Source organism: Mucilaginibacter gossypiicola, from assembly GCF_900110105.1.
Classification (GTDB): Bacteria; Bacteroidota; Bacteroidia; order Sphingobacteriales; family Sphingobacteriaceae; genus Mucilaginibacter; species Mucilaginibacter gossypiicola.
The window spans coordinates 29,495-55,125 of sequence record NZ_FOCL01000018.1 but is presented as its reverse complement, the minus strand read 5'-3'; the positions used below and the strand labels follow the sequence as shown (position 1 = coordinate 55,125).

The window sequence follows — 25,631 nt, the reverse complement described above, 5'->3', positions numbered from 1 at the left end:
TCTGATTCGCCTGCAGGACATTGCTGACGCCATGGCCCTATATTCTCCGCATTTGGAAATGCGTATGCTCCATCCCTGCAACGATGTTCCCAGCAAATGAGAAGGTAAAGCAGGTATGAAAAATAGGTATTGATTGTCAAGGCGACATTTAATATTTTATGATTGATTTAGCTATTACTTATGAAATATCATTTTGCCAGTGCTTTGCTGCTGCGGATGCCCAGGAGGAGCGGGGCCGATTATACTACCGACCTGGCGGTTATCCTTACAGACCCTCTTTTCCGAACAGCGGTTTTACTGGCCTCGCCGGTTTTCTATAGCCGGATTCAGCAATCCCGTTTTCGTCCGGATCTTTTGTCGGATAAACAGCAGTTAACCTTGCTGAAATATTACAACCGCTTTTGTTTCCGGCCGACACCATTTGGCCTTTTTTCTTCGGTTACGCTTGCGCGATGGGATGATCAGCCTGTTTCCGGGGATACCGTGATCAGGTATCATCCCGTTATCCGTGCTGACCAGCACTATCAGGCAGCGCTTGTAGGAGCAGCCATAAAGGAACAAAGAGCTGCGGTGGGTACTCTCGATCCGAATCCCAGCATCTACAGGGTTCTGCATGAATTCCGGTTCCTGAGGAGTAGTCTTAATGAAAATTTCACCATCCGCAATTACAGTCTGCAAGCTATAGCCTTTTCAAAGCTGCTCAGCGACCTGTTAAGTTTCTGCCAGGGCGGTAAAAGCGGGAACGAACTTGTTACTTATATCGGTATGGAAGCCGGATGCCCGCCTGATGAAGCCGATGCTTACCTGGAGTTTCTCATCGACGCCCAGTTCTTGCTGGACAGGAACCGCAGCAATATCACGGGTGCTGATTTTCTCGAACGGCAACCCAATCAACGGATTCAGGCTGCTTCCCGAAAACTTTTGCGTGCGCACGTTATTGAAGAACAATACTTCAGTTCGTTGAAAGCAGCGTTAAGGGCCGATCTTCCGCAGGCCTCCCGGGAGCATGTGAAGGACGAATTGAGCGTCATTCTTCACCGTTTTTCGACCGGGGAAGTCCTGAACAGTTCAATTCAATCCCAACTTGCGTCCGCTATCGATGCGCTTACCGTTCTTGTGCCGGATGTAAAAAACACCGCGATGCAGGCATTCGCCAGGCGATTCAATAACGATTTTGAAGGGCAATGTATTCCCTTGCTTGCCGCGCTTGATCCGGAAGCAGGTATTGGCTATCATGTGCCTGAATCCGACCCGCATCTCCCTTTACTGGAAACTTTACACCTTCCGCTCAATACCCCTGTTGAAGATTCGGTGGTTTGGACGGCCGCACAAAGCCTTCTGCTGGAGCACTGGCACGGCGAGCGTTACCGGCAAACCGGTGTCATTCACCTGGAAGCGGATGACCTGTCAGGGTTGCAAAGCGGACAAAAGCCATCTGCGGCGCTCGGGATGTCGGTACTTTTCAGGCTGGCGGGTGAACAGGTTGTGATCGAAAGTGCGGGCGGAAATAACGCACCTGCGCTTTTGGGCCGTTTTACGATCGGCGCTCCGGAAATCGCGAATGCGGCAAAGGCGATGGCAAAGGAACAGGAAGCACAGAACCCCGGAGTGATCTTTGCCGAGATCCTCCATCTTTCTGACCCACATACGGATAACATCAACAGGCGGGAGCAGATCTGGCAGTTTGAACTACCGGTAACCGCGGTTTCGCTGCTGTCGTTAGAGCGGCAATTGGAATTATCCGACCTGTACGTGGCAGTTTATGCCCAGCAGGTTTTTCTATACTCCAAAAAGCATCAAAAGGTGGTGGTGCCGCGGCTGACCTCCGCCTATAACCATAGCATTAACAAGTTACCCTTATTTCGTTTTTTGGCTGATATTCCTTATCAATACGGAAAAAGTAGTTTACTGCTCGATCTGCGCCAGCTTTTCCCCGGACTCGGATTTTACCCGAGGGTCGAGTTCGGCGGAACGATCCTTTTTTCAGCGACCTGGGTCATCAGGGAAGCGCAGCTACATAAGCTGGGCACAAATTCTATGGAGAAAAACCTGCAACAATTGCACATTTTGCGGGAGGAACTGCGCATACCCGATGTCATTGCAATTGCAGAAGGAGATCAGCACCTGCATTTCGATTTGGGTAACCAGCCGGAAGCAATTTTTTTTCTCCATTGCAGCCAAAATAAAAGTGAGGTCGTTTTAAAGGAGGTTATTGGTGACGAGCCGGCCCGGCAATATAATGCGTACCTGCTGCCCGATGATGGTTTCAAACTTCCGCCATCAGCAATCTTTAAACACCATCCAGGAGAACGGCGAGGAACCCGCCGTAAATATATCCCGGGTTCCGAATGGCTTTATCTTAAGATATATGCCCCTAAAATCAGCGCTTCACGGCTTTTGTTGAAATTGCGGCCGATCCTCCGAAAAAAGTTCAGCCATGGAAGGATCCGGCGATGGTTTTTTGTTCGGTATGAAGACCATGCACCGCATATCCGGGTACGCATGCTGGTCGATCAAATGGATATCAACGAAATTTTAGGCGCATTTAAAGTTAAACTGGAAGACCGCGTCAGGCAGCATGTGGTCCGGGAATACCAGGTCGATGTTTACAGCAGGGAGCTTGAACGCTATCATTATGCAGGTATCGAGAAAACTGAGATATTTTTCTGGGCAAGCAGCGAACTGGTGCTGCAGGCGATCGATTCGATTACTGAACCTGGTGCTCTGTTTCTGTTTGCATTAAGATCTACCCTCGAAATACTGCTTAATTTCATCCGCGAGGAGGAAGACCTGTTGGTTTTTTGTTATCAAAGCTATACGCTCTTTTTAACCGAGTTTAAGGTGACGAAGCTCCATGTGGAACTGGACCGGAAATACCGTAAACTTCAACAAGAAATCGAAGCGGCACTTGACGAAAGCAATGTAAAGTACCTGAGCGCACAATGGAAATCGACCAGGTATTTTCTCCGCACCGTCCGCGACCTCGCACAAAACCCTGCCGGCGACGCAACGGAAAGAAATCAATTTCTGAGCAGTATCGTGCATATGCATGTCAACCGGATATTTACGGATGAGCCGAGGAAGCAGGAAATGATCACCTACTACCTCCTTTATAAATTTCTGCTGGCTAAGAAAGGAAAGGCAAAGCATACCGGCGAAAGACCCGCTTCTTAGCTGTTAGGAGGACCTGTTCACCGCATCGCCCCGCAGCAAAAGTCAGGATGCCCGCCCGGTTTTGATCAGTCTGGCATCCATCATTTCCAGGAAAGATTCCTTGTAATTATTCCCCATGACCAACACCCGGCCATTTTCCAGTCTGACCCGCGCTCTTTCCGTTATTCTGATGTAATTGATATTAACGATAAATGAGCGGTGTATCCTGGCGAAATATGACGGCAGATGAGGTATGATCTCTTTAATCGTGAGGTAGGTCTTGCTAACCGCAAAAAGACAGCGGTTTCATTCCAATGATCCTCGTTTTGAAGGCATTTCATTTTCCACTATCGGCTTCGTTTTTCTTCCAGGAATTTCTCCAGGGCCTGTATCGTGATTTCCTTTTGAGATAGATCGTGCTGCACGCCATAAGCCTTGATTTTCCTCTTCAGCTCCCTGGGAATCCAGTTGTTAAACCGCGCCTCTTCTGCTTTTGCCGGCTGTGTTATTGGCTTTACAGGCAGTACCTGTTGGATCGGTGTCTGTGGTTTTTCGTTTTTGATCTTATCGGCCAGGGAACCCAGCTTTTTTTTGTAGTCATCCATCGCTTTGTTTTTAGTAACCGCCCAGCGAGCTATCAACCTTTATGAACAATGGAACATTTGAACAATGCGATATTTTTTCATTCGAACAAAGGGAGGTTTGCATAAATGCATCCATGTACAAATGAATATTTCGGCAAAGCTTCAATGCCGCATTTGCAGCATTATTCATCGATAGCATTGTTCCTTTATTCAATTCTACATCTATTCACTCAGCAGATTGATGATTTCCTCCGCTAGAAAAGTCACCTCTTCAATTGCTTTTTGGTCGGCGCTTTTGAGAATCCCGGAAGTCATCGACGACCTTGCCAGGCTTACCCGGTCAAAGACTCGGGTTTTCAAGAGAGGAGTTCCCAATGAACTGAGTAAGCTGACGACCTCGATTGTTATTCCTGATCTTGGCTTGATCATGTTGAGGACAATGCCAGCCTTCAATTTTTGATTTTGGGCCTGGGCAAACTTCACTAAGGCCAGGGTAGATTTGACCGCCATGACGTCAAAAAAGCCAGCCTTGGTAGGGACCAGAATGAAATCTGAATAGCTGAACAATTCATTCAGCCGATTAGATAAGTAAGGCGGCGTATCAACAAAGATGAGGTCATAATCCAGGTCGGGAAGCTCTGCTAATTTTTCGGGTGCCAGGATCGCAAGTTCGGGGAAATCTTCTTTCAAATGGTAAATGCTCCCCTGAAGATCCGAATCTATAAGAGCGACCCTTAACTGGTCTTTAAAACACAGTGCCAGGTTTAGCGCCAGTGTACTTTTGCCTACGCCACCTTTCTGGTGTGCCAATGTGATGATCTTTGCCATAATCTTTCAGTTTTGCTGCAAATGGACAATTGTTCAAATGCAGTTATCAATATTTGTTCAGCAAAAGTCGTCAGACCGTGATCAGGAAAAGTCCGAGTTGCTCCGACTCGGAGGAAGCTTTTTTCCCAGGCATAAGACTATCAGATAGCATTAAACAACATTGCGGGCTATCGGTGAGTTGGCTTGAAAGCGAAAAAAAGTAAGGGAAATAAATCAACTGCATCGTAATCATAAACCAATACTTAGTAAAAAAAATTTCTACCGGCGTTCTGGTTTAATTATTGTATTTGACAGGTGCAAGCCAAATATCTAAATTTGTCAGTAAGCCTTATGAATGACCTGCCAACAATCAGCTTTAATAGATTTACAAGCAAGCATTATTTTTACTTGTCACCGGAAATTTGTGATACCCTTTCGATACCACACCACGAAGGCCGCGGCTTAACAATATGTCATGAGCAAATTCAAAAACTCAATGAGATACGATATTCAGTGTGTAAAATGAATAAATCCATTCAGGTGGTCAGGAAAGGAAGGACTCTAAAGCGCTGGGTACACGCGTCGATTGCCGTGACCCTGCTCTTATTAGCTGTCGCAATGGTTGTTGCCAATGCATTTGTTTTGCAATACTTTCTCTTTCTTGACGCGTATTATGATATGACTGTTATAACCTTCGGTATAACGTCCGGCATTTTTCTTTTCATGACATCATTTTCATCAGCGCAGGACGTCGATGTGCTAAGAAATGCGCTTACCATTATGGAGGTCAGAAACCACATAGAAACGGAATTTCTATGTTTTGAATCCGTGGGAGTTCGTCAACAAGGGGCTGATATATCTGAGTCAGAAAGGTTCGCCTGAATCGGAAGCGGTCCATGCACCACATTTCGAAACCAGCAAATGATCGTCAAAACATTAATTTTCAATGATGAATAAAGCATTTAAAGCCGCATTATCAGCAACAACCGGCACCTCCTTTTATGACAGCAGACAGTTATATCTTGTCAATGATTTTTAAGGAGGAGTTTCGCGAGCCAAGCACCTCGCTACTATGATTGCCAGGTCGTCATCCGGGCTTTCAGACCGAGCGAAGCAGGTTACAGGTAGGGGAGCCTTTACGCATGGGATTCGTGTTTACAGCGATATATGTTGAATTATCGGAATGCTCGATAGCCTGCAAAATTATTCTGGCTCTGATTAGCAGCTTGAACGGTTCGGTTGCACGCTTTAGTCGCTTTTTTTGATACGTTCGTGCAATTTGCGAATGTCAAGTTTTTTCTTCATCTGTTCCAGGTCTTCGTCGGCAGTGTTGATTCCCAGTTTCTGCTGTACCTGTTCAAGCATCTCCAATATTTTGGTAATTTCAGTTTCCGCTCTGACATTGACTTCAAATTCCACTTGTTCCCGGACTTTTTCCATTTGCCGCTGTCGTTTTTGACTGATCAGCACAGTTATTGACAATATGATGGCGAATACCGATAGGATGGTGTCCAATATATTAAACGGTGACGGATCAAAAGGATGCAGCCACGGGATGAATCCGGCATTCCAGATGATATAAAGAATGATCAATATCAGGATTATGCAAAGGAACCAGACGCTGCCAAGAAAGTCCGATACGAACGGTGTTTCTAAATTTCCACGTTCAACCTGGTTATTGGATTTTATTTTTGCTTTTCGCGGCATATGGTCTAAAGTCAACAATAGCAGGTTATAATGGTTTGCCCTTGAAGTACATTATGTAAATAGATTAGTACAGCAGTCGCTTTTATTCTAAATGTGCGATGCTAAGATAAATTTGAGCACTGCAAAATCAACAGCGGAATTCAAGAGCCTGATCGAGTAACCTATGAATTGAGCAAATGCGACTGAAACAAGGTGGTCAACGATTACGGAATCTTTGCCATATTCAGACAGTGAGAAGCTGCGGGCATTGAAAACTGCGCGATCTTTTTATTTTTAATAACCATTGTGTAACTTATAAAAAAGTTTTTACCTTTCTAGGAAACTCCCTTTTATAAAAATTAAGCCTAATTTTATGGACGCCGGCCAATACATTTTAAAAAAATGGCTTATCAAATATGAACAGTTTGTTAAAAGCAGACTGACGCCCCTTGCGGCCGAAGATGAATCGTCCATCGAGTATTGGAAAACGCAGCTTTTTTTTACCTTATTGCTCTATGGCCTGCCAATCAGCCTCATTGCGGCATTTCCAGGCATTTATCTTTCAATCACAAACCGTGATATAACCATGGGTGTTGTCGATATCACCACATTTCTTGGCTTCGCAATAATTACGTTTTCCGGCAGGTTAGCCCTGTTCGCCCGTAAACTATTGTTGATCGGATTATTTTACCCGCTGGCGATATACCTGATCATCGCCTTCGGCTATATTGGACCAGGCATATTTTACCTTTTCGGTTTAACTGTAATCACGACGCTGATCCTTCCTGTTTATTTCGCCTATTGGTCGGTTTTGTTGAGCTCGGCGATCTTAATATCTATTGCTGTTCTGCTTCCGCAAGGTGCCGGCCAATACGGCCCTCAGCAAGTCACTGGTTCAGGAAGCTGGGTTGCTTTTACTTCCAACCTCCTTTTCCTAAGCGGAATTGCGGTTATACTGATCCATCGCATTATTGACCGGCTCGGGGAAACCTTGCTTAACAAGCAGCAATTGACACAGCGCTATCAGATGTTATTTGAAAAGAGTCCATTGCCCATGTGGCTTTTTGATACTGAAACACTTCAATTTAAAGATGTCAACGAAGCCGCGACAAGGCATTACGGATATTCTCATAGAGAATTTCTCAATAAAAAGATAACTGATATTCGACCTGCTGCTGATAATTTCGCGTTGGCAGAAACGGTACAGGCGAATCGCAAATCTGGCATACCTTATGAGCAATACGCCCGTCATTATAAAAAAAACGGGGAATTGATAGATGTGCGAATAGAAAGCAGTTTATTGGAAGTGGAAGGCAAGCTGCTAAGGTTGGTTCTTGCTACGGACATAACCGAGATAATTAGGAATGAAAAGGAAATGGCCGCTGCTAATGAGCGTACCCGAAGATCTGAGTCTGACTTAAGAGCGATCTTTGAAAGCACGGTCGACGGGATCGTATTAATTGACGAACACAACCGCGTTAAGCAATTTAACACCAAAGCGGCAGATTATATCCGATTTCAGCAAATGCCCAAACAATTTGAAATTGGTCGGGATATTTTCAGCTATGTATCAAGTTTGCTGCACGATGATTTTGCACAGTTGCTATTAAGATCACAGTCCGGTGAAACCGTACAATATGACCGGCAGTACCGGCTATCAAAGTCTATGATGTGGGTACATTATTCTTTAAGTCCCGTATACACCGATGATAAAGTTACGGGCGTTTGCATCACAGGTCGCGATATTACTCCGGTAAAAACTTATGTTACAAAGATCGAACAACAGAATGACCTTTTCCGTGAGATTGCCTGGACACAATCTCACGTTGTCCGGGCTCCGATCGCACGATTACTAGGTTTATTGCCATTAATCCGAAACCCTGACACTGATGAGGATTACCAGGCCTCGCTTAAATACCTGGAGGAATCGATTACAGAACTTGACAAAATCGTTAGTGCAGTCATACATCAATCTCACCAAGCGGGGCAAATGCCAAAAATTGTTGAGAAAGATTGACAATCGGTGCAGTCATTAATTTCCAAGCATTGAGCTGCAGCATCAAACAAATCATATTGCCAGAGATATTAATAAGATTAAACAGGTGAATGGCAACCAATAACTGCTTCTCCGGATCTACAATTGCCCAACAATCGTAAATTTCCCTGTGTTTGCTGGTTATTTACAGTAGAAGAGCAAACCTAAATGTGGAGCCTTTTTTTTTAAGATTCTACTCAAACTCTGCCTTCATACCACTTACAATCTCAGCGCTGAGGTAAAACCAATTAACTGAATAATGACTAATAAAAAAAGCGCGCCTATGCGGGCCTATTGCTAATGTGCGGCGTTTTTCTTGTCGGTAACATCTTTACGCAAATCCGTTGCAATGACCTTGATTTGCTGTAACGCGTTGCGAAGGCGTGTTCCTGCTGCTTTGTTGTTTTTCTCATAAAACGCAGTTCCTTCTTTTTCCGCGGTCTCTATGAATGCTTTCAGTTCAGCTAATTTTTCCATTTCTATGTTTTAATTGGTGAAGCGCAGTGCGCAGGCTTCAAATATAGTATTTTGTTTAAACCCAGCATTCTTAGCAAAAACATATTCGCTGTTACAGGATTTCTAAAGTTCTCTTTGAAAATGCCAATACTCCGTTGCTCAAGCAATTTTACTGAAGTCTTATTTCGTTTAATGGTTATTTTATTGCCAATATGTATAACTGAGTCGAATAATTATCTGGTGATAGGTATTGGCTTGTTTTTCTGATAGTTAATGTCGAAATTTAATAAGTAAAGCCATTTGCTATGAAAACGATCCTCCGCTTTGAGTTTGATTTCCAATTCTTCTATCCCGAATATAATGGGCCTCGGAATATTATTATGGAAAATCCATTACATATTCCCCAAACAGGCGATCCCGTTAATTTTAAAATCAAAGATTATTTTGAGGATAAAAAGGTGATCAGGAAGTTTGAAGACCTGGAGGACGGCAATGTTTTCTATGCGCAACGCCTGCAAACAACATATGGTGAAGAGACCATTGAGGTTATTGTGGTAATTTATGAAGAGAAAATATTCAAAGAAATTTTTCCGCAATATATCCGGGATAGCCTTTTTTGATTTGAAAGCAATTTTCTTATATGGGCTAATCGCTATTGCCAACGTGTTTAAATTATAAGAAAGCTTACAAATTTTGCATCCACGATGAACGCCTGGCTTTCTCAAACCGAGTTTCAACACGATGTACATATTATCCTGCGTAAGTACCTGAAAGATCAAATGTTACAAACTCTAAAGTATTTGCAACATTCCCGAAAGTATTATAAAATAAAAAATGTTTGTTTTGTGAGAAACTGACTATCTAAACCATGATTATGAAAAAAATTCAATGCCTTAGCATATTTGTTGCTGTACTACTGCCCGTTACGGCCTTTACCATTGATGATAATCCGCTTCTGGGAAAATGGGAGCATTCCGGCAAATCTCAGGGACAGCCTTTTAATTTAATGGCAATTTTCAGGGCTAACGGAACGTATGATGGTTTTATCAATAAAAAAGAATTTGTAAGTGGTGTTTATCATATGAACCATGATACGTTATATATTGCCGATGCCACCTGTAATGACAAATATAATGGGACTTATAAAATGGAGTTTTTCGGCAAGCTTGATTCCCTCAAATTCCATGTTATTCAGGACACGTGCGTAGGCCGCCGGCAGGCTACAGGCGGAAAGGTGTTTAAAAAACTGGTTACATCAGGTAAATGATCATCAAATGAAAAAGCTTTGCATGATTATCCTGGCGCTTGGCGTTGTCCTCATTATCTCGCAAAGCGCATTTAAATCCCCCGAGACTTTAACGCCTGTAACACTTGGCCAAAAATTGTTTTCTGATCCGATCTTGTCCCGTACTAAAAAGATCAGCTGCGCATCATGCCATAAAGAAGAGTTCGCCTTTGCTGATACCTCTGCCGTTAGTTTAGGAGTGCACAGGCGGAAAGGTGTGCGCAATACCCCATCAGCCATGAATATGAGCTTACAGGTCGCATTTTTTTGGGATGGGCGCGCTACCTCGCTGGAACAGCAAGCCCTGATCCCGCTTCAAAATCCTATCGAAATGGATTTGCCGGTAGCGACAGCCGTATGGCGGTTGCAACACAATGCTTTTTATAAGGCAGCTTTTCAAACTGTTTTCCATGAGGCAGCCAATAGTGCTAATTTAGCCAAAGCATTATCCGCATTTGAAAGAACGTTAGAAACCGGTGATTCTCCATTTGATGACTGGCGCTTAAATGATAATGAGGCGGCCGTCAGCGAATCGGCAAAACGTGGTTTTGCTATCTTCAATACCAAAGGACGTTGTATCCAATGTCATTTTGGCCCCGACTTCAACGATGTAGAATTTCGTTCCATTGGCCTCTATGATGGCAAGGCATTACGAGATAGCGGCCGCGCCTGTGTAACTAAAAAAGAGAGTGACGTAGGCAGGTTTAAGATAGGGGCTTTGCGTAACGTGGCGATTACAGCGCCCTATATGCATAACGGTATGTTCAAAACATTACGGCAGGTGATTGACTACTATAATGATCCGGATAAAATAGTTTCCCGCTCCATTAACCGTGATACGCTGCTCAATACGCCAATGGGTTTAACAGAGCAGGAGAAAACCGACCTGGAAAATTTCCTGGTTTCCTTAACAGATAAACGTTTCGCAGGGAAATTGAAAAAAAAGGGAGTGTCAAACCATTTAAATAGATTATGAGAGTTTCTGTCTTTTAGGCGGGCCTGATCCGGCAGCATATCAAAAAGTTCGCTATCTGGCCCGCTTTGAAATGCATTTACTATTGTCATATAGGCAATGCGCTAAGCATTGCGACCAGTTTTGAAACTATTTATGCTTAAATAACAACAATGAAACGAGATGCCTTTTTACGGATTTTATCCCTAAGCGGTGCTGTTTTGGCCAGCCCTCTTAGTTTAACTGCCAAGATCTATTCCAATTTCAGGGACAAAACAGGTTTTAAAACCGATGCGGGGGCAGACCGATTTGAAAACCCGATCAGCTTATTTGATGGCGACACTTTTTATACCAAGGTATCAACAAACGATACGGACGGCGACTTGTATGTATACGAATCGTCGCGGGTAAAAAAAGGTGGCCCCAACCTGCACGTACACCATGCCCAAGACGAATGGTGGTACATTTTGGAAGGTGAGTTCATAATTAAAGTAGGCGACAAAATGCACCACGTTAAAACAGGTGATAGTGTTTTCGGTCCGCGGGGCGTACCACACGCGTTCTCAAAAATAGGCGAAGGCGTTGGCCGGATGCTCACAACGTTTCAGCCTGCCGGCAAAATGGAAGAGTGTTTTATAGCGATAAGTAAAGGGGAAATGAAAGGTAAACCCGATGCGGAGCAGGATGAGTTTAGAAAACAACATGGTTTTGAACGCGTGGGGCCGCCAATCGATATATTAAAGGCCTTTTAAATACAATAGTGGTAGTGTCTCAGTTTGAGTTTATTTAACTTTTACTTTAACGAGCAGGTTTTCGATTAAAATATCAATTTCGATAAACTTGTCGGCAATCTTTAAAATATCTTCTACGGGAAAATCTAAATTAACTATTTTCCATCCCTGCATTAAAGTTTGCGGCCCGAATTTAGTACTAACGTTTGGCCAATTGTGTTCAACACTTTTAAACTGTTCTCTAAAGTCGTCAGCAAATCTTCTGCTGGTTAAAGCATAGCCAGTAAGCTTTCTTAATTTTAGTGCATGGATGTTGTAAAATAATTTATGCTCTTTGATATCAGCATTATTAATCCAGATAGAAAAAAAAATCGCAGGGCCTGTTTGTGGTTTTGCATCCGGGTTATTTGCCCAATGCTGTTTGTGTAATCTTAAAACGACAGAATCTAACCAAACGCCCGTTTCCACTTGCAGTTGCTTTTGACTCAATAGTCTTTTGTCAAGTTTATCAGCAGCTTGCCGAAATAAGGATAAATAAAATGTGGTATCCATACCGTGCTAAACTGAAATGTTATAATGCATCAAAAATAAATTAAATTCAAACTTAGACACTACCCAATAGTTAGTTCATTGAACAGGAAGTCATGAAAATTACTAATATTATATTTATAGTTGGTCTGAGCATACTGTGTGCTTTTGATGCCCAAAGCCAGCAAGCAGATACCAGTAAAGAAAATGCGGCAATAAGGCAACTCATTAAAAATTACGAAGATGCCTGGAACAGGCATGACCCTGTGGGTCTGGCCAATAATTATGCCACTGACGCCACTTGGGTGAATTGGTTTGGTGCGTACTACAAGGGTCGGGACGACATCAGGTTTCATTACAAACAGGTACATACGACCTATTTTAAAAACACACATTATTATACCCGTTCGGTTGAAGACATAACTTATCCTGATTCCAATGTTGCCATATCGCATGTTCGTACTGGATTAGATGGCGATGAACGATTTCCCGGCCAAACCTTTGAGTTTAGGCGGCTGATTGTACTAATAAAACTCGATGGCATATGGAAAATTCTTGCAGGGCAAAATGCCAAACTGGAAAAAGGTATCAAATGAGTAGATGTACGACAACCTAACTGAGTTTCGAGGACCGTAAAGAGCAACTGCTGATGAAATCCCCGCCAGCGATAGAAAATATCATTAATTCTTTTATGATCGGAATACCTAGTGTCGCGTATGAATGCAACTCACTAATATCCTGCCAAGTCCGTTGGTCGTTGTAGTTGATACTTTAATTTTTGAAAAAGATCTACTGTCGAAATCAATATAATTACGCTCGATGATGTGATTATTTCCGCGTATAATTGTAGAGCATCGTACCCAGCCTGGGTAATTTGAGCACATGGAGCGTTTTTGAACTTTACCTAATCACTAAATAACAACCTCGGTATTGATTTTGTTACGCGTAGTCTGTTTTGTGACTACATCCGGCGAGGAATTAGGACTTTCGATCGTAATTAAGCTTTTTTTAATGCTTGAAGAAAACCGCGTGCCGATACAATCAATATTTTACTGATTAATTCTAAACATATGCTTTGCGAGATGAATATACATCATCATTCAACGCCGGAGGCCATCAAGGATTTGCTGTTATTTGCATTGCCTCCTCCATTTAACCATTCTGTGACCGTTGAGGATATGGATATCATGATAACTATAAACCCGGAAGTTAACGACATCTTTGTTATTTTCGATAAATTACAAAGGATCATTTCGGACATGCTCATTGAAGCAACTGATATTTACGGCTCGTTTACAATATTCCTTTTAACTGAAAAGGCGAGCCGCAGTTTCCATGTCGACATTTAACAATAGAAAAAAACGACATTATTTAAGTATTTGATAGCTCAATTTTGAAATATTAGACACCTCATCCAGCAAACCTGGAAAAAGTTAGTGACGTAATCTTTAGCTGAAGTTACTTGGCAGACTCCGCAATTTGCTTTTTCGCCTATATTATACTGGTAATTAACGGCCGAAGGTAATTGGTACAAGCAAAAAAAGTGTGGACACGATAAGTCAAACACCCGTTTGTGCGAATTGTTTTAATTGATTGATTACGGTTTCGTCTCCCCATAGGAAAACGCTTTCGGCATTGTAGGAATAACCTACTTTGAAGGATCTGTTACTGATCATTGATTTAAGGCGATCTTCGTATTGCTGCCGTTTGACTTGTATTCGTTTTTGAAGTTCCATCTGTAAACCACTTTTGTTATCAGACACTTATGGGGATGATATTGTTTTGTAATCATATAAATATTTGTTTATCAGGTTAATTTAAAAAAAATTAAAGAAAATTTATTGGGATAATACCAGCGTTTTAGATTTGCAAAAAAAGTTTTCATAGGAGCAAGTGGTCTGCAGATTGACCGGCTAAAACGGAAATTTCCACAGTCTATGCTTAAAAATTTATCAGTTCTGTGTACAGACTTGTATGAATGCACTCTAAATGCCGTTTCCTCCGGCAACATCTTGATTGATCGCGATAGCTAACTACCGGTTATACTTTTTGGCCAGCAATCTAAGTAATGCTGCCGTTTGATCAGACAGCATATCACTAGCTACCCTCCACCGCCAGTTACCGGTTTTTGACGCAGGAACGTTGATCCGGCTTTTTTCGTCAAGGCCCAGGATGTCCTGTAAAGGGCTAATGGCTACGGCTGCCACAGAGGCATAACAGGTTTCCAGCATCAGCCGTTTGATATTTCTCCTAGTTACCTTGGTCCTGAAATAATCGTTGAGGTGCCGGCGTTCCTCTGCCGTAGCGTCGTTTTTTAACCAGCCAAGTAATGTATTATTATCATGGGTGCCGGTATAGGTGATGCTGTTTAACACGTGATTGTGGGGCGCGTGTACGGAGACCGGCATATCTCTTCCGAAAGCGTACTGTAAAATATTCATTCCCGGAAAAGCATATTCGTCACGAAGCTCATAAACGTGTTGGTCGATATCTCCGAGATCTTCGGCAATAAAGGGGATATCTCCGAGTGCTTTCTTCAAAGCCTGAAAGATCTTTGCCCCGGGACCGAATTTCCAAGTACCGTGAATGGCATTTTTTTCGCCAGCCGGAACTTCCCAAAAACGCTGGAATCCCCGGAAATGATCTAACCTGATCAAATCGAAGAATTCCATATTCTTTTTTATTCTTGCGAGCCACCAGGCATATCCGGTTGCCCGGTGTTCCGGCCATTTATAAACCGGCATATTCCACAATTGCCCGCCTGCATTAAAATAGTCGGGAGGTACGCCGGCTACGCCGGCCAGGTTTTCATCCTGATCCAGTTTAAACAGTTCAGGATGAGACCACACATCGACGGAATCATAACTAACATAAAAGGGAAGGTCACCTATAAACTTTAGCCCGGTTTGATGTCCCAATAATTTCAATGCCTGCCATTGGCGAAAAAAAATAAATTGCCGCCACTTCGAATGATCGATCTCGTGCACATGCTGGCCTTGAAATAATTCAATAGCCTTCTTTTTACGATATTTAAGCTCATCAGGCCATTCATACCATGGGCTATCGTTATAACGCTGTTTGATGGATTCAAACAATGCGAAGTCATGTAGCCAGGCCCGTTCCCTAACCTTAAAATCTTCAAATTGCTTTTGCAAAGGATTGTCTTTGGTCCGGTTAAAACGTGTATAAGCTAAGTTGAGCAATTCGTTTTTTATCATAGCAGCCCGATCGTAATTAACCATGGAATTACCCGATCGCCTGAACTTTGCTGTCTCCTCTGCAGTTAACCAGCCATCGTTCACCAAATCGTCCGGGCTGATCAGCAAAGTGTTGCCAGCCATACTCGCTATCGAACTATAGGGAGAATTGCCGGAAGCTTGACTCGTAGCGTTTACCGGAAGCAACTGCCAGTAACGTTGATGCGAATGCCCAAGGAATTTTACAAATCTTCGTGCTTCAGGGCCCATGTCTCCGATACTGTAAGGAGATGGGAGTGAGGTGATATGCAGGATAATGCCCGCACCTCGTTTTTCTGAAGCAGGCTCTGATCTTAATAAAAGCAAAGGCAAGGTTTGCAAATTTTCATTCAGAGCAATCGCAGTGTCCAACAATACCTTTTCATTTGTCAAGACAGAAGTCCACTGTAAAGGCGCATCGGGCGGCAGCATGACTTTGGTATCTGCCCAACCTTCATCCTCCCAACTTATCGCCGCGGTATGGAGGGCTGAAATGCTGATAATCCATTGCCGCTGATAAACCCGTGCAAATGCGACGAAATGGGATTTAAATCTACCCTCCACTTGGAGTGGAATGTAACTGCCGAGGTTAAATAGCGATGGGTTACGCTTCCGCTCTGCTAAAAGCTTTTGTGTCAGCCATAATTTCAGTAAGCCATTTTCTTTGTTTTGGCAAAGTGCTTCGTATTTAAAGCTTTTGATCTTGCGGAGTGAAGATGAGCGCAGCTCATAGTCAACGGGCCTCCGGTTATCGGGGTCAACGAGGCTGAAATCCCAAAGTTCACAGCCCTGGTAAGTGTCCGGGACACCCGGTGATGTGAATTTTAATAATACCTGTGTGAGTGAATTGTTGATGAATGCGTCGGATATCGTGTGCTGGAACTTCCTCAGGCTTTTCAAAAATTCCGCGCTGCCAAGTAATTTGCGTGCAAATAGCAGAGTCCCTTGTTCATATTGTTCGTCCGGTTCTGCCCACTGGGTGTGCAATTTGGCTTCCCTAAGTGCCTTCGTAAGATATTCCTCGAGCCTGGTGACCGTCTGATCATCCGGCTCATTGTTGAGGCCGATAAAACCGACCAGGGTTTGATAGATCAGATATTCATCGTTGCTATCTGGAATGTTCCCTGTTTTATACTGCTGGTTTGCAATCTGCCAGGCATTAACCTGTTCAACCCATTTTTCGGGAATATCGGTTAAAACGTTCAGCCTGGCCCGTACATCTTCGCCTCGTTTAGTGTCGTGTGTGGCAGTTCCATTCATCGAAAGTGGCCAACCCCCCTGTCTCTCGATCATGCAGGCATGAAATTGCTTAATGTTTATTCCAAACTCCTCCGGGGAATCGCCGACCTCGTTATGCCCGATAAATCTGTCATAAGTGTACATCAGCGTATCTTCAACACCCTTAGCCATCAAAGGCCCAGTAAACTGCATGCAACGCTGGAAGAAGAACGAGATATCAGCCTGTGCCTTGATGGGATGAACGGCCGTAAACAGTTCGTTCAGGTAAAACGCTGGTTTTTCAAGTTCCGGGTTGGCCGCCGCTACCTGCCGAAATATTCCCTTCAAAAGTTCAGCCTCTGCAAAATGGAGTGGAAATTGGTTGCTGTAGTAACGATATACCGGACAGTGGATCAGAAAAGCTCCGATTGTCGCTTTCCACTTTTCCTCTTTAATATTTTGCAGGTTTTGGTGCGTTATTGGGATTTTACTGAATAGCCGGTACAGGTTGTCGAGTTCTCCTGCCATGTGGCGGTAAAGTATATCGCTTTTCTTTTCGATTATCGACCGGCTGACCGGTTTTCTGTCGGTCGCGAAGCTCTTGTAAAAATCGGTAAACAATTTTTTACTTCGGGTCTCGGTGAGGAGATTATTGACAACACCCAGGAAGTCATAACCCGTATTGCCCTGTACTGGCCAGTGCTGCGGAAACTGTTCACCCTGTTCAAGGATCTTTTCTACCACGATATATACCTGATCGCCTGCCAGTGCCCTCAGCCTTTCCAGATAAGTTGTCGGATCGAACAAGCCGTCAATATGATCGACGCGCAAACCCTGGATCAGGTCGTGTTCAAGCAAAGTTTTCAAAAAACTATGATAGGTATCGAAAACATTTTCATCCTGTATATTAAGGCATATCAAACCGTTAACCGTAAAAAAGCGTCTGTAGTTAATTTTGTGGTCAGTATCCTGCCAGAAGCTTAGCAAATAATGCTGTTGTTCAATGACTTTTCTCAGCTTTTCAGGATCGAGATTGATCTTTGCTGCAACGGATTCAACATATGCTTGCAAGTCATTATTTAATTCCCGTAATGCATTTCCCAATGGCTTGACCGAATCTCTGCTGTTAATATCGGACAGCAATCGTACCAATTCAACGGGTTTAGCATTTTCCGATTCCAGTATTTTTAGAACCGATTCCTGATTCAACGGATAGCCTTGCCCGAGATAATCGATCGTAAAATTCCCGGCTGCGTATTTAATTTGGATCGTATTGCTATTAATCGCCTCATCAAGCGGTTCGCCCAGAAAAGGCACCATCAGTTTACCGTCAAAAGCGGGGTTTTCCCAGTCAATATCAAAAAAGCTAACGTAATCGGAGGATTGACCTTTTTCCAATACGTCCGCAAGCCAGGGGTTACCGGGATCAAAAGCCATATGATTAGGTACTATGTCCTGCAGCCAATTCATGCCGAAACTTTTCAGCTTCGAGCGTATTGCCTGAAGTTCTTCCAATGTTCCTATTTCCGGATTGATCCGGTGAGGATTAATTACATCATAGCCGTGCATACTGCCTTTTGTCGCCTCAAAAATCGGCGAGGCGTAAATGGTCACCACACCTAACTCATGTAAGTAGGGGATGATCTCCATGAAATTTTTAAAGTTGAAATCCTTGTGGAATTGTATGCGGTATGTGGAAACAGGATTAAACATATTCTTCAAATATTAAAATGCTTTGAGCTGGAATGACAATCAGGGAAGATGATAGAAACGCATCATTGTTAATGACTGGCCCGCCCCATTCTGCAGAAGCTGAATTAAAAATGATCGAGACGTTCTCCTTGAATGCAGGCAGCATACATTCCCTGTCCCGTGTTGAGAAGTTGAGCAGACAGTGGATTTTTTTTTCGTTGCTCCACCTGGTTAAAAGCAGCGTATTGTTGATTTTATTGGAGATAACCTCCATATTTCGCCTGTCCGGAACACGCAAAACAGGATGGGATTTCCGAAGGTTGAGGAGTGCCTGGTAATAGTTAAACATGGTCCGATGGGTTCCTGAACCGATTTTTTCCCATTGCAGCTTAGATCGATGGAAGGTGTTTTCATCTTGCGGATCGGGCGCATCGCCTTCCGTATGGAAAGCTTCAAATTCAGCTTTTCGCCCCTTTTGTACTGCTGTGATCAGTTCCGAATCCGTGTGACTCACAAAATATAGAAAGGGATTGGATTCAGCATATTCTTCGCCCATGAACAGCATCGGCAAAAAAGGGCTGACCATGACCGACGCGGCCATTAGTTTCTGCATTTCAAAGTTGAATAAAGCGGATGACCTTTCCCCAAGCATGCGGTTACCCACCTGGTCGTGATTTTGCGAGAATACCACGAATTGCTGACCTTGATTTTCAACAGGATCGGTGCCAAAAGTTTTTTGGCGATGTTCAGAATAGCGGCCGTGGTATACGTAAGCATGTTCAAATGCGGCGCCGAGATCTTCAATGCCATGAAAGTCACCATAATAGCCCTCTCGCTTACCTCCTGCACTAATCCGCAACGCGTGATGGAACTCATCGATCCATTGACTGTCCAGTCCGTACCCCCCCTCTTTGAGCGGATCGATAAAACGGTGATCGTTCAAGTCGCATTCCGCGATCAGGTAATGTGACTTCCCGGTACATTGCTTCAAATCATTGAGCGCAAGTGTTAATTCTTTCAGCACGTGTACAGGGCTGAAATCTTTAATGGCATGAACAGCATCCAATCTCAAGGCATCGACATGGAAATCACGGCACCACATCAGTGCGTTTTCAATGAAATAGCGCCTAACCTCGTCACAGCCTGCATCATCGAAATTGATGGCATTTCCCCAGGGCGTTTTGTATTTTTCTGTAAAAAAGGGACCATATTTTCCGAAGTAATTGCCCTCAGGACCTATATGGTTATAGACTACATCCAAAATCACGGCAAGGCCTTTCCTGTGACATTGATCAACGAGTTGCTGCAGCGCAGCCGGGCCGCCATAGGAATTATGTACGGCATAAGGAAAAACGCCATCATAACCCCAGTTGCGATCACCGGGAAACTGTGCGACAGGCATGAGCTCGATGGCTGTGATACCCAGGGCAGCCAAATAATCTAATTTTTTCGCGATGCCATCAAATGTGCCCTCAGGTGTAAATGTCCCGGTATGCAGCTCATAGATCAGGTAGTTTTGTAGCGGGATATTCTCCCAGCGCTGATCCGTCCATTTCATACCCGATACATCGAACGCGGACGAGGCTCCGTGTACACCGTCCGGCTGGTACAGAGAATGAATGTCAGGCCATGTTTCACCGTCGATGACCACGTGATAATTCATTCCGGGGCGAAGTTCTCCGGTACGCATTTGCCAATAGCCGCGCGTTTTTTGCTCAAGTAACAGATCGTTGCCGGTATCCGGGCGAATTGATACCTGCTCTGCCTGCGGCACCCATAGCAAAATCTCGGCTATGCCGGCTTCAAAATTTACGCCTAAAGTCCTTCTATTCATCATCACCCTGATTTTGTCTTATTGTATCGTCTTTTAACAATACCACAGACCGGCCTTCAACATGAACCGTTTCCTGCGGTTTATAAATCCGGTCCGGGGCTGTATCGGAAGTGCTCGTGTCGAGGACGACTTTCCATTGCCTGCCATAAGTTTCATGAGGAAGTTTATAATCTAATCCCAGGTCATGCGCGTTAAAGACCAGGTAAAAAGTATCGTCCACAACCTGTTTGCCATCTGAACCGACGCCATGAATTCCATTGCCGTTGAGATATATGGCCACAGACTTTGCGTAGTTCTGTTGCCAGTGGCTTTCTTCCATCTGTGTTCCGTCCGGAAGGAACCAGGCTATATCTTCTATGTTCGATTCATTAACAGCAACGCCTTTGAACCATTCTTTTCTGGAAAAGACGGAGTGGCTGTTCCGTAAGCTGATCAGTTTTCTGGTGAATTCCAGGAGTTCATGATCTGCAGATTCCCAGTTGATCCAGGAAATTTCGTTGTCTTGGCAATAAGCATTGTTATTGCCTTGCTGGGTACGGCTGATTTCGTCACCCGCGACGAGCATGGGCACGCCCTGGGACAGGAAGAGCGTAGTCAAGAGATTTCTTTTTTGACGCTGCCTTAAACTGATAATGTCCGGATCGTCAGTTGGTCCCTCGGCGCCGCAATTCCAGGACCTGTTGTGGCTTTCCCCATCTTTATTACCTTCCCCGTTAGCCTCGTTGTGTTTTTCATTATAGGATACAAGGTCGTTAAGCGTAAAGCCATCATGCGCGGTGATGAAATTGATACTGGCCGTAGGGCGGCGGTAATCTTTATAAAGGTCAGCGCTGCCTGTTACGCGGTCCGCGAACTCTGGTAGGGTATTCTCCGAGCCGCTCCAGTAGTCCCTTATGCAATCGCGGTACTTTCCGTTCCATTCCGCCCAGCCCGGAGGAAACTTACCTACCTGGTAACCGCCTTCACCAACGTCCCATGGCTCGGCTATCAGTTTGACTTGTGATATTACCGGATCCTGGTGAATGATGTCGAAAAATGCGCCCAGGCGGTTTACTTCATGTAGCTCGCGTGCGAGGGTGGCCGCCAGATCGAACCTGAAACCGTCGACGTGCATTTCTGTAATCCAATAGCGCAGGCTATCCATCATCAGGCGCAGAACGTTTGGCAGGTAGGCATTCAAGGTATTGCCCGTTCCTGTATAATCATTGTAATAACGTTTATCATCAGTGAGCCGGTAATAGGAAGCATTGTCAATACCTTTAAAAGATAAAGTTGGGCCTAACTGGTTGCCTTCTGCAGTATGGTTGTATACCACATCCAGGATGACCTGGATGCCTGCCTTATGTAATTCCTTTACCATCGTTTTGAACTCAGTAACCTGCTCGCCTTTGGTGCCCGAGCCTGAATATCTCGAGTCAGGAGCGAAAAAACCAATGGTGTTATATCCCCAGTAATTACTCAATCCATTCTCTTTCAGATGCCGATCGGAAATGAACTGATGTACAGGCATCAGTTCGATCGCCGTAATTCCCAGATCTTGTAAATATTTGATACTCGCAGGGTGGGCGATTCCGGCATAGGTCCCACGTAAGTTTTCCGGTATTTCAGGATTAAGCTGCGTAAACCCTTTGACGTGGGCTTCATAAATGACTGTATTATAATATTGGTAACTTGGAGAAGTGTCACCCTCCCAGTCGAAGTGCTGATCGATGACTACAGATTTTGGAATAAACGGCGCACTGTCGCTATCACTGAAACTCAGGTCTTGCGCCTCATCTCCCACTTTATAGCTGTATAAGGCATCATTCCATTTTATACTACCTGAAATTGCCTTGGCGTAGGGATCAATCAGCAGTTTATTGGGGTTGAAACGATGGCCGTTTTCAGGTTCGTACGGCCCGTGCACGCGAAAACCGTATAGCTGGCCGGGAGCAATTCCTTCAATATAGATGTGCCAGATGAAATTTGTTTTTTCCGTTACGGAAATTTTGGCTGTTTCATGCTGATCATTCTCCGAATCAAACAGGCATAGTTCTACTGCAGTTGCGTTTTCTGAGTATAGGGTAAAGTTAACTCCGTTGCCGTCCCAGGTGGGACCGAGTGGGAAAGGTTTTCCGGGTAGTATATTAGATTCCATTAATTGTTATTCAAATTGTTGAATACTAAATTAATTAGAGGGAAAAAAGTTTTTATTTGAAGAACAATTATTCTACAAAACTTACGGGCTGCGAGCTGTGACATCGCCGTAAATAAGATTAGCGTGAAACAGGTAGAAATGCTATTGATGCCGCAGGAATATTTTTCAAAATTGATTTTCTATAAATTTTCCCCATTTAGAGGAGTGGTCATTGACAGTTAGCAGTGAGAGCAAGTTATGCAAAGGGTTTGTGGACATTCCGGAGTCACTGATCACCCCGTTACGGACTAGCAAACAGCTAATTCCGTAACACTCTGACCATAATACTTTATTAATTACTAATTTCAATTTTCTTAATTGCTTATAAAACCCGGTTCTCAAAGTCGCACTGAATAGCCTGATCCAGAATATCGACATAATAGATTTGTGAGACAGCCTCTTGTACTAATTTGCGGCGTTTTTCTTTTAGGTAACATCTTGACGAAGATCCTCTCAGGTCGTATAAATTTCCCTAAAGATCAGAGTCAATAAGGGTAATCTTTAACTTATCCTCGAAGCACAAGGCCAGGTTCAAAGCTAACTTGCTTTTCACACCGCCACTTTTCTGATGTGCTAACGTGACGATGTTTCCCATCATACATTTCAGTTTGCTGCACGTGAATATTTGTTCAAATGCAGAAGTGAAAATTTGTTCAGGAAAAGTGGTCTGAGCGCGCGCAAAACATCTCCGAGTTGGACTCGTCTTTACGATATGTTTTGCATTTCATGGCTAAAAAGAATTGTTAAAAAATGTTAAAACTGTTGACATGAATTTCTATTGAAATATTTTTGACTTATTAATTTTTCGTCGATAAAAAATAATATTCTTTATTTAGTTAAATTTTAGGGTTTGTCATATGAAGTATAAATTATATCTCATTGGCCTGGCTTTATTAATTTCCGGCGATATTTTCGCTCAGACCGGCCCTCCGCCAGCATATTTTCAATTGGTAAAAAAAGCAAACACCTTATTTCAAAAAAAGGAATATCAACAATCAGCATCAGCTTACAGTGCAGCTTTCAATACATTTAACGGACGCGCGATCCTGAATGACCGTTATAATGCAGCCTGCGCCTGGGCGAGATCCGGTAAGGCGGACAGCGCGTTTTTTCATTTATTTAAAGTTGCCAATGCCGGAAAATATGCCGATGACCAGCACCTCGCTATCGATTCTGATCTGGCATCCATTCATAAGGATTCCCGATGGGCAGATTTAATGACTATCGTTCGTAATAATAAAACTGCATTGGAAGCACAATACAACCTACCGGTCAAAAAACAATTAGAAGATATTTTCGCGTCCGATCAGTATTACCGTCGGAAAGCGGACAGCATGCAGAACAGATTCGGTTTCAAATCACCTCAAATGCAGTCGTTGTTAGACAGCATGAAAACGCAAGACAAGATCAACCTGCAGAAAACAACAGCAATCCTGGACAAATATGGCTGGCTGGGCCCCGATAAAGTGGGAAACATCGCCAACCTGGCACTTTTTGCGGTGATCGTCCATGCAGATCTTCCTACCATGGAGAAATATTTCCCTTTGCTTAAAGATGCGGCAGATAAGAACGCAACATCAAAAGGTAACCTCGCTTTGTTACAGGACAAGATCGAATCTGCCAGATACCACTATCAAACCTACGGTACACAGTTAGATAAGGATGAAAAGACTAACAAATTTTCATTCGTACCGATAAAAGATAAGGAGCATGTGAATGAGCGCCGTGATGCCGTTGGCCTGCCGCCGATCGAGGCGTATGCTAAGCAGTGGGGTATAACGAGTTTATTAAATTAATTTATTATGAAAACGATATTGATGTTTTGCTTTTTGGCAATTTCAGGCATGTCTTTATACGGCAACGATTATAACAACAAGGATGGTGTAATGAATAAGGTTAATTCAATATATGGGGAATGGAGGGAAAAGAAAAATGAAACCGATTCCGCCGGGACATTTAGAATGATTTTCTTTCCGGGCGGAAAAGTTAATGTAATCCGTAAATTAAATAATTATATCGGTTTTTTTAAAATTCATAATGATAAAATTGATTATGTAGACGGCTCCATCACTATTGCTGATAAATACCCGTTTACCGCCACCTTCATTGAGCCAAATGAAATAAAGTTAGTCATCAACTACCGGGACAAATCTGAAACCAAATACTTAATCAAAACCAAGGACATTAAATCAGGATTTCAACTAATAGATAAGAACTTGTAAAGGGGAGCCGAAAAGCTGTAAGAGCAAGCATAATTTTAATTCATATTTATTCATGGAAGCATTAAATTCTAAAAAGTTTAATACTTTAGAAAAGCAGAATTAAAAAATGTTATGAGGAGCCTTGAGCAACCAACAAACCAGTCCATCTGGACATATGGTTACGATGAAGTACCTTCACATTGGGACTACTCCGTGTCGGAAGACGCGCCTCCCGGTCCTATCTACACTTAAAAAGAAGGTACTGCTTTCTTTATTTCAAAGATTTAAATATAACATTATCAAAAGTACCAACACTCGCTAAAAAGGTATCCCTCGAAATTGTATTTCAATTTGGTTGCACCGTTAGAGCAGCAGGCGGATTTCAGAGCCTTTATAAGAATTGAAAGAAGGGCGATATTCGAAGTATCCGAAGTCAGTTAAATCTTTTATGCATTTATGATACGTTACAATTGAGTTGATATGTGAAAGTACCATGAGTTCCTTCCTTGCTATCTTTAATTTTGGTGAAAATTCATTGATGCTCCAAAGCCATATCAGTCCGAAATATAAACTGATATGGCTTGGCAGAAGGCGACTGTCCCGGTTGGCCCTGTCATAAAAACGCTGCAATTGCCTGAATGCTTGACTCAATTCTCGCCCTCCAATAATTTCAGAATATCGTCATTTTTATAATACATGATCTTGCCGACACGTGAAAACCGGATAGTTCCGTTAATGCGAAGGGTTTGCAATGTGCTTGAAGATATACTGAGCAATTTACGGACTTCCGCGCTTTTAAGCCATTGCTTTGCTTGTACTTTTGGTGCCGAGATGATGGATTTAATATCCTCTAACAATTGCAGCCGAAATTGCTGCAAGTCGTCTCTGGTAAGTAACTCGATTGCCGCCATAATATTTAATTAAGAATTATGAAGCAAAAATCGCAGCAGTGACCGTTCCTGTTATCCGATGTTATCCGAGTCGGATGTGATTTCTTTAAAGTATATTTTAGGTTTAAACATTTGATGCCGCAAACAACCACATCAAATTCGAGGGA

The 25,631-nt window shown here is 43.3% G+C and carries 21 protein-coding genes and 1 pseudogene; 11 read left to right on the top strand and 11 right to left on the bottom strand.

All coding sequences use genetic code 11. From position 1 onward, the window contains the following. Nucleotides 1-216 precede the first annotated feature (216 nt). Nucleotides 217-3,174 (top strand): lantibiotic dehydratase, encoded by a 2,958-nt coding sequence (locus tag BMX50_RS31735; protein ID WP_167668161.1) that lies wholly within the window; start codon nucleotides 217-219, stop codon nucleotides 3,172-3,174. Between the two features lie 42 nt (nucleotides 3,175-3,216). On the opposite strand, the pseudogene BMX50_RS35235 reads toward BMX50_RS31735, so the two are convergent. From BMX50_RS35235 to BMX50_RS31720, 3 genes and pseudogenes are all read right to left on the bottom strand, one after another. Continuing rightward, nucleotides 3,217-3,423: pseudogene (locus BMX50_RS35235) on the bottom strand (LytTR family transcriptional regulator DNA-binding domain-containing protein); the annotation flags it as partial. A 77-nt stretch (nucleotides 3,424-3,500) separates the two neighbouring features. Continuing rightward, complete coding sequence (locus BMX50_RS31725) at nucleotides 3,501-3,758, bottom strand: hypothetical protein (RefSeq protein ID WP_143065315.1); 258 nt, start codon at nucleotides 3,756-3,758, stop codon at nucleotides 3,501-3,503. Between the two features lie 201 nt (nucleotides 3,759-3,959). Then, nucleotides 3,960-4,565, bottom strand: coding sequence for a ParA family protein (locus tag BMX50_RS31720; RefSeq protein WP_091221023.1), 606 nt, complete (start codon nucleotides 4,563-4,565; stop codon nucleotides 3,960-3,962). 330 nt (nucleotides 4,566-4,895) lie between these two features. Here BMX50_RS31720 and BMX50_RS31715 point away from each other — a divergent pair, with 330 nt between their 5' ends. Further along, nucleotides 4,896-5,426 (top strand): hypothetical protein, encoded by a 531-nt coding sequence (locus BMX50_RS31715; RefSeq protein WP_091221020.1) that lies wholly within the window; start codon nucleotides 4,896-4,898, stop codon nucleotides 5,424-5,426. A 366-nt stretch (nucleotides 5,427-5,792) separates the two neighbouring features. On the opposite strand, the gene BMX50_RS31710 is transcribed toward BMX50_RS31715, so the two are convergent. Next, nucleotides 5,793-6,251: a DUF1003 domain-containing protein gene (locus tag BMX50_RS31710; protein ID WP_091221016.1), complete on the bottom strand. Its 459-nt coding sequence runs from the start codon at nucleotides 6,249-6,251 to the stop codon at nucleotides 5,793-5,795. A 352-nt stretch (nucleotides 6,252-6,603) separates the two neighbouring features. Between BMX50_RS31710 and BMX50_RS31705 the strand changes: the two genes are divergently transcribed. After that, entirely contained in the window at nucleotides 6,604-8,247 is a 1,644-nt protein-coding gene (locus BMX50_RS31705; RefSeq protein WP_091221011.1) for a PAS domain-containing protein, read from the top strand. A gap of 315 nt (nucleotides 8,248-8,562) precedes the next feature. Here the strand turns inward: BMX50_RS31705 and BMX50_RS31700 are convergent, their stop codons facing one another. Continuing rightward, complete coding sequence (locus BMX50_RS31700; RefSeq protein WP_091221007.1) at nucleotides 8,563-8,742, bottom strand: histone H1; 180 nt, start codon at nucleotides 8,740-8,742, stop codon at nucleotides 8,563-8,565. A 284-nt stretch (nucleotides 8,743-9,026) separates the two neighbouring features. Here BMX50_RS31700 and BMX50_RS31695 point away from each other — a divergent pair, with 284 nt between their 5' ends. From BMX50_RS31695 to BMX50_RS31680, 4 genes are all read left to right on the top strand, one after another. Continuing rightward, the gene (locus BMX50_RS31695; protein ID WP_091221002.1) at nucleotides 9,027-9,341 is read left to right on the top strand and encodes a hypothetical protein; all 315 of its coding nucleotides are present in this window, start codon (nucleotides 9,027-9,029) and stop codon (nucleotides 9,339-9,341) included. A 254-nt stretch (nucleotides 9,342-9,595) separates the two neighbouring features. Continuing rightward, nucleotides 9,596-9,988 (top strand): hypothetical protein, encoded by a 393-nt coding sequence (locus BMX50_RS31690; protein WP_143065314.1) that lies wholly within the window; start codon nucleotides 9,596-9,598, stop codon nucleotides 9,986-9,988. Nucleotides 9,989-9,995: 7 nt separating this feature from the next. Then, entirely contained in the window at nucleotides 9,996-10,982 is a 987-nt protein-coding gene (locus BMX50_RS31685) for a cytochrome-c peroxidase (RefSeq protein ID WP_091220995.1), read from the top strand. Between the two features lie 149 nt (nucleotides 10,983-11,131). Next, on the top strand, nucleotides 11,132-11,710 hold the full coding sequence (locus BMX50_RS31680) for a cupin domain-containing protein (RefSeq protein WP_091220990.1): 579 nt from the start codon (nucleotides 11,132-11,134) through the stop codon (nucleotides 11,708-11,710). 30 nt (nucleotides 11,711-11,740) lie between these two features. Here the strand turns inward: BMX50_RS31680 and BMX50_RS31675 are convergent, their stop codons facing one another. Continuing rightward, nucleotides 11,741-12,241 (bottom strand): hypothetical protein, encoded by a 501-nt coding sequence (locus BMX50_RS31675; RefSeq protein WP_091220987.1) that lies wholly within the window; start codon nucleotides 12,239-12,241, stop codon nucleotides 11,741-11,743. A 92-nt stretch (nucleotides 12,242-12,333) separates the two neighbouring features. On the opposite strand from BMX50_RS31675, the gene BMX50_RS31670 reads away from it, so the two are divergent. Both BMX50_RS31670 and BMX50_RS31665 read left to right on the top strand, forming a co-directional pair. Further along, nucleotides 12,334-12,813: a YybH family protein gene (locus tag BMX50_RS31670; protein WP_091220984.1), complete on the top strand. Its 480-nt coding sequence runs from the start codon at nucleotides 12,334-12,336 to the stop codon at nucleotides 12,811-12,813. A 486-nt stretch (nucleotides 12,814-13,299) separates the two neighbouring features. Continuing rightward, nucleotides 13,300-13,566, top strand: coding sequence for a hypothetical protein (locus BMX50_RS31665; protein ID WP_091220981.1), 267 nt, complete (start codon nucleotides 13,300-13,302; stop codon nucleotides 13,564-13,566). A 210-nt stretch (nucleotides 13,567-13,776) separates the two neighbouring features. Here the strand turns inward: BMX50_RS31665 and BMX50_RS34375 are convergent, their stop codons facing one another. From BMX50_RS34375 to glgX, 4 genes are all read right to left on the bottom strand, one after another. Continuing rightward, a complete protein-coding gene (locus BMX50_RS34375) occupies nucleotides 13,777-13,980 on the bottom strand; it encodes a hypothetical protein (protein ID WP_143065313.1) in 204 nt (67 codons plus the stop codon). 270 nt (nucleotides 13,981-14,250) lie between these two features. Continuing rightward, complete coding sequence (gene treY, locus BMX50_RS31660) at nucleotides 14,251-18,384, bottom strand: malto-oligosyltrehalose synthase (RefSeq protein WP_091220976.1); 4,134 nt, start codon at nucleotides 18,382-18,384, stop codon at nucleotides 14,251-14,253. After that, complete coding sequence (gene treZ, locus BMX50_RS31655) at nucleotides 18,377-20,200, bottom strand: malto-oligosyltrehalose trehalohydrolase (RefSeq protein WP_091220974.1); 1,824 nt, start codon at nucleotides 20,198-20,200, stop codon at nucleotides 18,377-18,379. Before treZ ends, treY begins: the two co-directional genes overlap by 8 nt. Further along, nucleotides 20,190-22,334, bottom strand: a complete 2,145-nt coding sequence (gene glgX / locus BMX50_RS31650) for a glycogen debranching protein GlgX (protein ID WP_091220971.1) — start codon at nucleotides 22,332-22,334, stop codon at nucleotides 20,190-20,192. Before glgX ends, treZ begins: the two co-directional genes overlap by 11 nt. Before the next feature lie 896 nt (nucleotides 22,335-23,230). Between glgX and BMX50_RS31645 the strand changes: the two genes are divergently transcribed. After that, entirely contained in the window at nucleotides 23,231-24,169 is a 939-nt protein-coding gene (locus tag BMX50_RS31645) for a DUF6624 domain-containing protein (protein ID WP_091220968.1), read from the top strand. 6 nt (nucleotides 24,170-24,175) lie between these two features. After that, a complete protein-coding gene (locus BMX50_RS31640; protein WP_143065312.1) occupies nucleotides 24,176-24,595 on the top strand; it encodes a hypothetical protein in 420 nt (139 codons plus the stop codon). Nucleotides 24,596-25,221: 626 nt separating this feature from the next. On the opposite strand, the gene BMX50_RS31630 is transcribed toward BMX50_RS31640, so the two are convergent. Continuing rightward, on the bottom strand, nucleotides 25,222-25,485 hold the full coding sequence (locus BMX50_RS31630; RefSeq protein WP_091220957.1) for a helix-turn-helix domain-containing protein: 264 nt from the start codon (nucleotides 25,483-25,485) through the stop codon (nucleotides 25,222-25,224). Nucleotides 25,486-25,631: the final 146 nt, after the last annotated feature.

Bases quoted from the DNA above. Each gene is read 5' to 3' on its own strand.
- BMX50_RS31735 (WP_167668161.1), top strand. From the start codon at position 217: ATGCCCAGGAGGAGCGGGGCCGATTATACTACCGACCTGGCGGTTATC.
- BMX50_RS31725 (WP_143065315.1), bottom strand. From the start codon at position 3,758: ATGGATGACTACAAAAAAAAGCTGGGTTCCCTGGCCGATAAGATCAAA.
- BMX50_RS31720 (WP_091221023.1), bottom strand. From the start codon at position 4,565: ATGGCAAAGATCATCACATTGGCACACCAGAAAGGTGGCGTAGGCAAA.
- BMX50_RS31715 (WP_091221020.1), top strand. From the start codon at position 4,896: ATGAATGACCTGCCAACAATCAGCTTTAATAGATTTACAAGCAAGCAT.
- BMX50_RS31710 (WP_091221016.1), bottom strand. From the start codon at position 6,251: ATGCCGCGAAAAGCAAAAATAAAATCCAATAACCAGGTTGAACGTGGA.
- BMX50_RS31705 (WP_091221011.1), top strand. From the start codon at position 6,604: ATGGACGCCGGCCAATACATTTTAAAAAAATGGCTTATCAAATATGAA.
- BMX50_RS31700 (WP_091221007.1), bottom strand. From the start codon at position 8,742: ATGGAAAAATTAGCTGAACTGAAAGCATTCATAGAGACCGCGGAAAAA.
- BMX50_RS31695 (WP_091221002.1), top strand. From the start codon at position 9,027: ATGAAAACGATCCTCCGCTTTGAGTTTGATTTCCAATTCTTCTATCCC.
- BMX50_RS31690 (WP_143065314.1), top strand. From the start codon at position 9,596: ATGAAAAAAATTCAATGCCTTAGCATATTTGTTGCTGTACTACTGCCC.
- BMX50_RS31685 (WP_091220995.1), top strand. From the start codon at position 9,996: ATGAAAAAGCTTTGCATGATTATCCTGGCGCTTGGCGTTGTCCTCATT.
- BMX50_RS31680 (WP_091220990.1), top strand. From the start codon at position 11,132: ATGAAACGAGATGCCTTTTTACGGATTTTATCCCTAAGCGGTGCTGTT.
- BMX50_RS31675 (WP_091220987.1), bottom strand. From the start codon at position 12,241: ATGGATACCACATTTTATTTATCCTTATTTCGGCAAGCTGCTGATAAA.
- BMX50_RS31670 (WP_091220984.1), top strand. From the start codon at position 12,334: ATGAAAATTACTAATATTATATTTATAGTTGGTCTGAGCATACTGTGT.
- BMX50_RS31665 (WP_091220981.1), top strand. From the start codon at position 13,300: ATGAATATACATCATCATTCAACGCCGGAGGCCATCAAGGATTTGCTG.
- treY (WP_091220976.1), bottom strand. From the start codon at position 18,384: ATGTTTAATCCTGTTTCCACATACCGCATACAATTCCACAAGGATTTC.
- treZ (WP_091220974.1), bottom strand. From the start codon at position 20,200: ATGATGAATAGAAGGACTTTAGGCGTAAATTTTGAAGCCGGCATAGCC.
- glgX (WP_091220971.1), bottom strand. From the start codon at position 22,334: ATGGAATCTAATATACTACCCGGAAAACCTTTCCCACTCGGTCCCACC.
- BMX50_RS31645 (WP_091220968.1), top strand. From the start codon at position 23,231: ATGAAGTATAAATTATATCTCATTGGCCTGGCTTTATTAATTTCCGGC.
- BMX50_RS31640 (WP_143065312.1), top strand. From the start codon at position 24,176: ATGAAAACGATATTGATGTTTTGCTTTTTGGCAATTTCAGGCATGTCT.
- BMX50_RS31630 (WP_091220957.1), bottom strand. From the start codon at position 25,485: ATGGCGGCAATCGAGTTACTTACCAGAGACGACTTGCAGCAATTTCGG.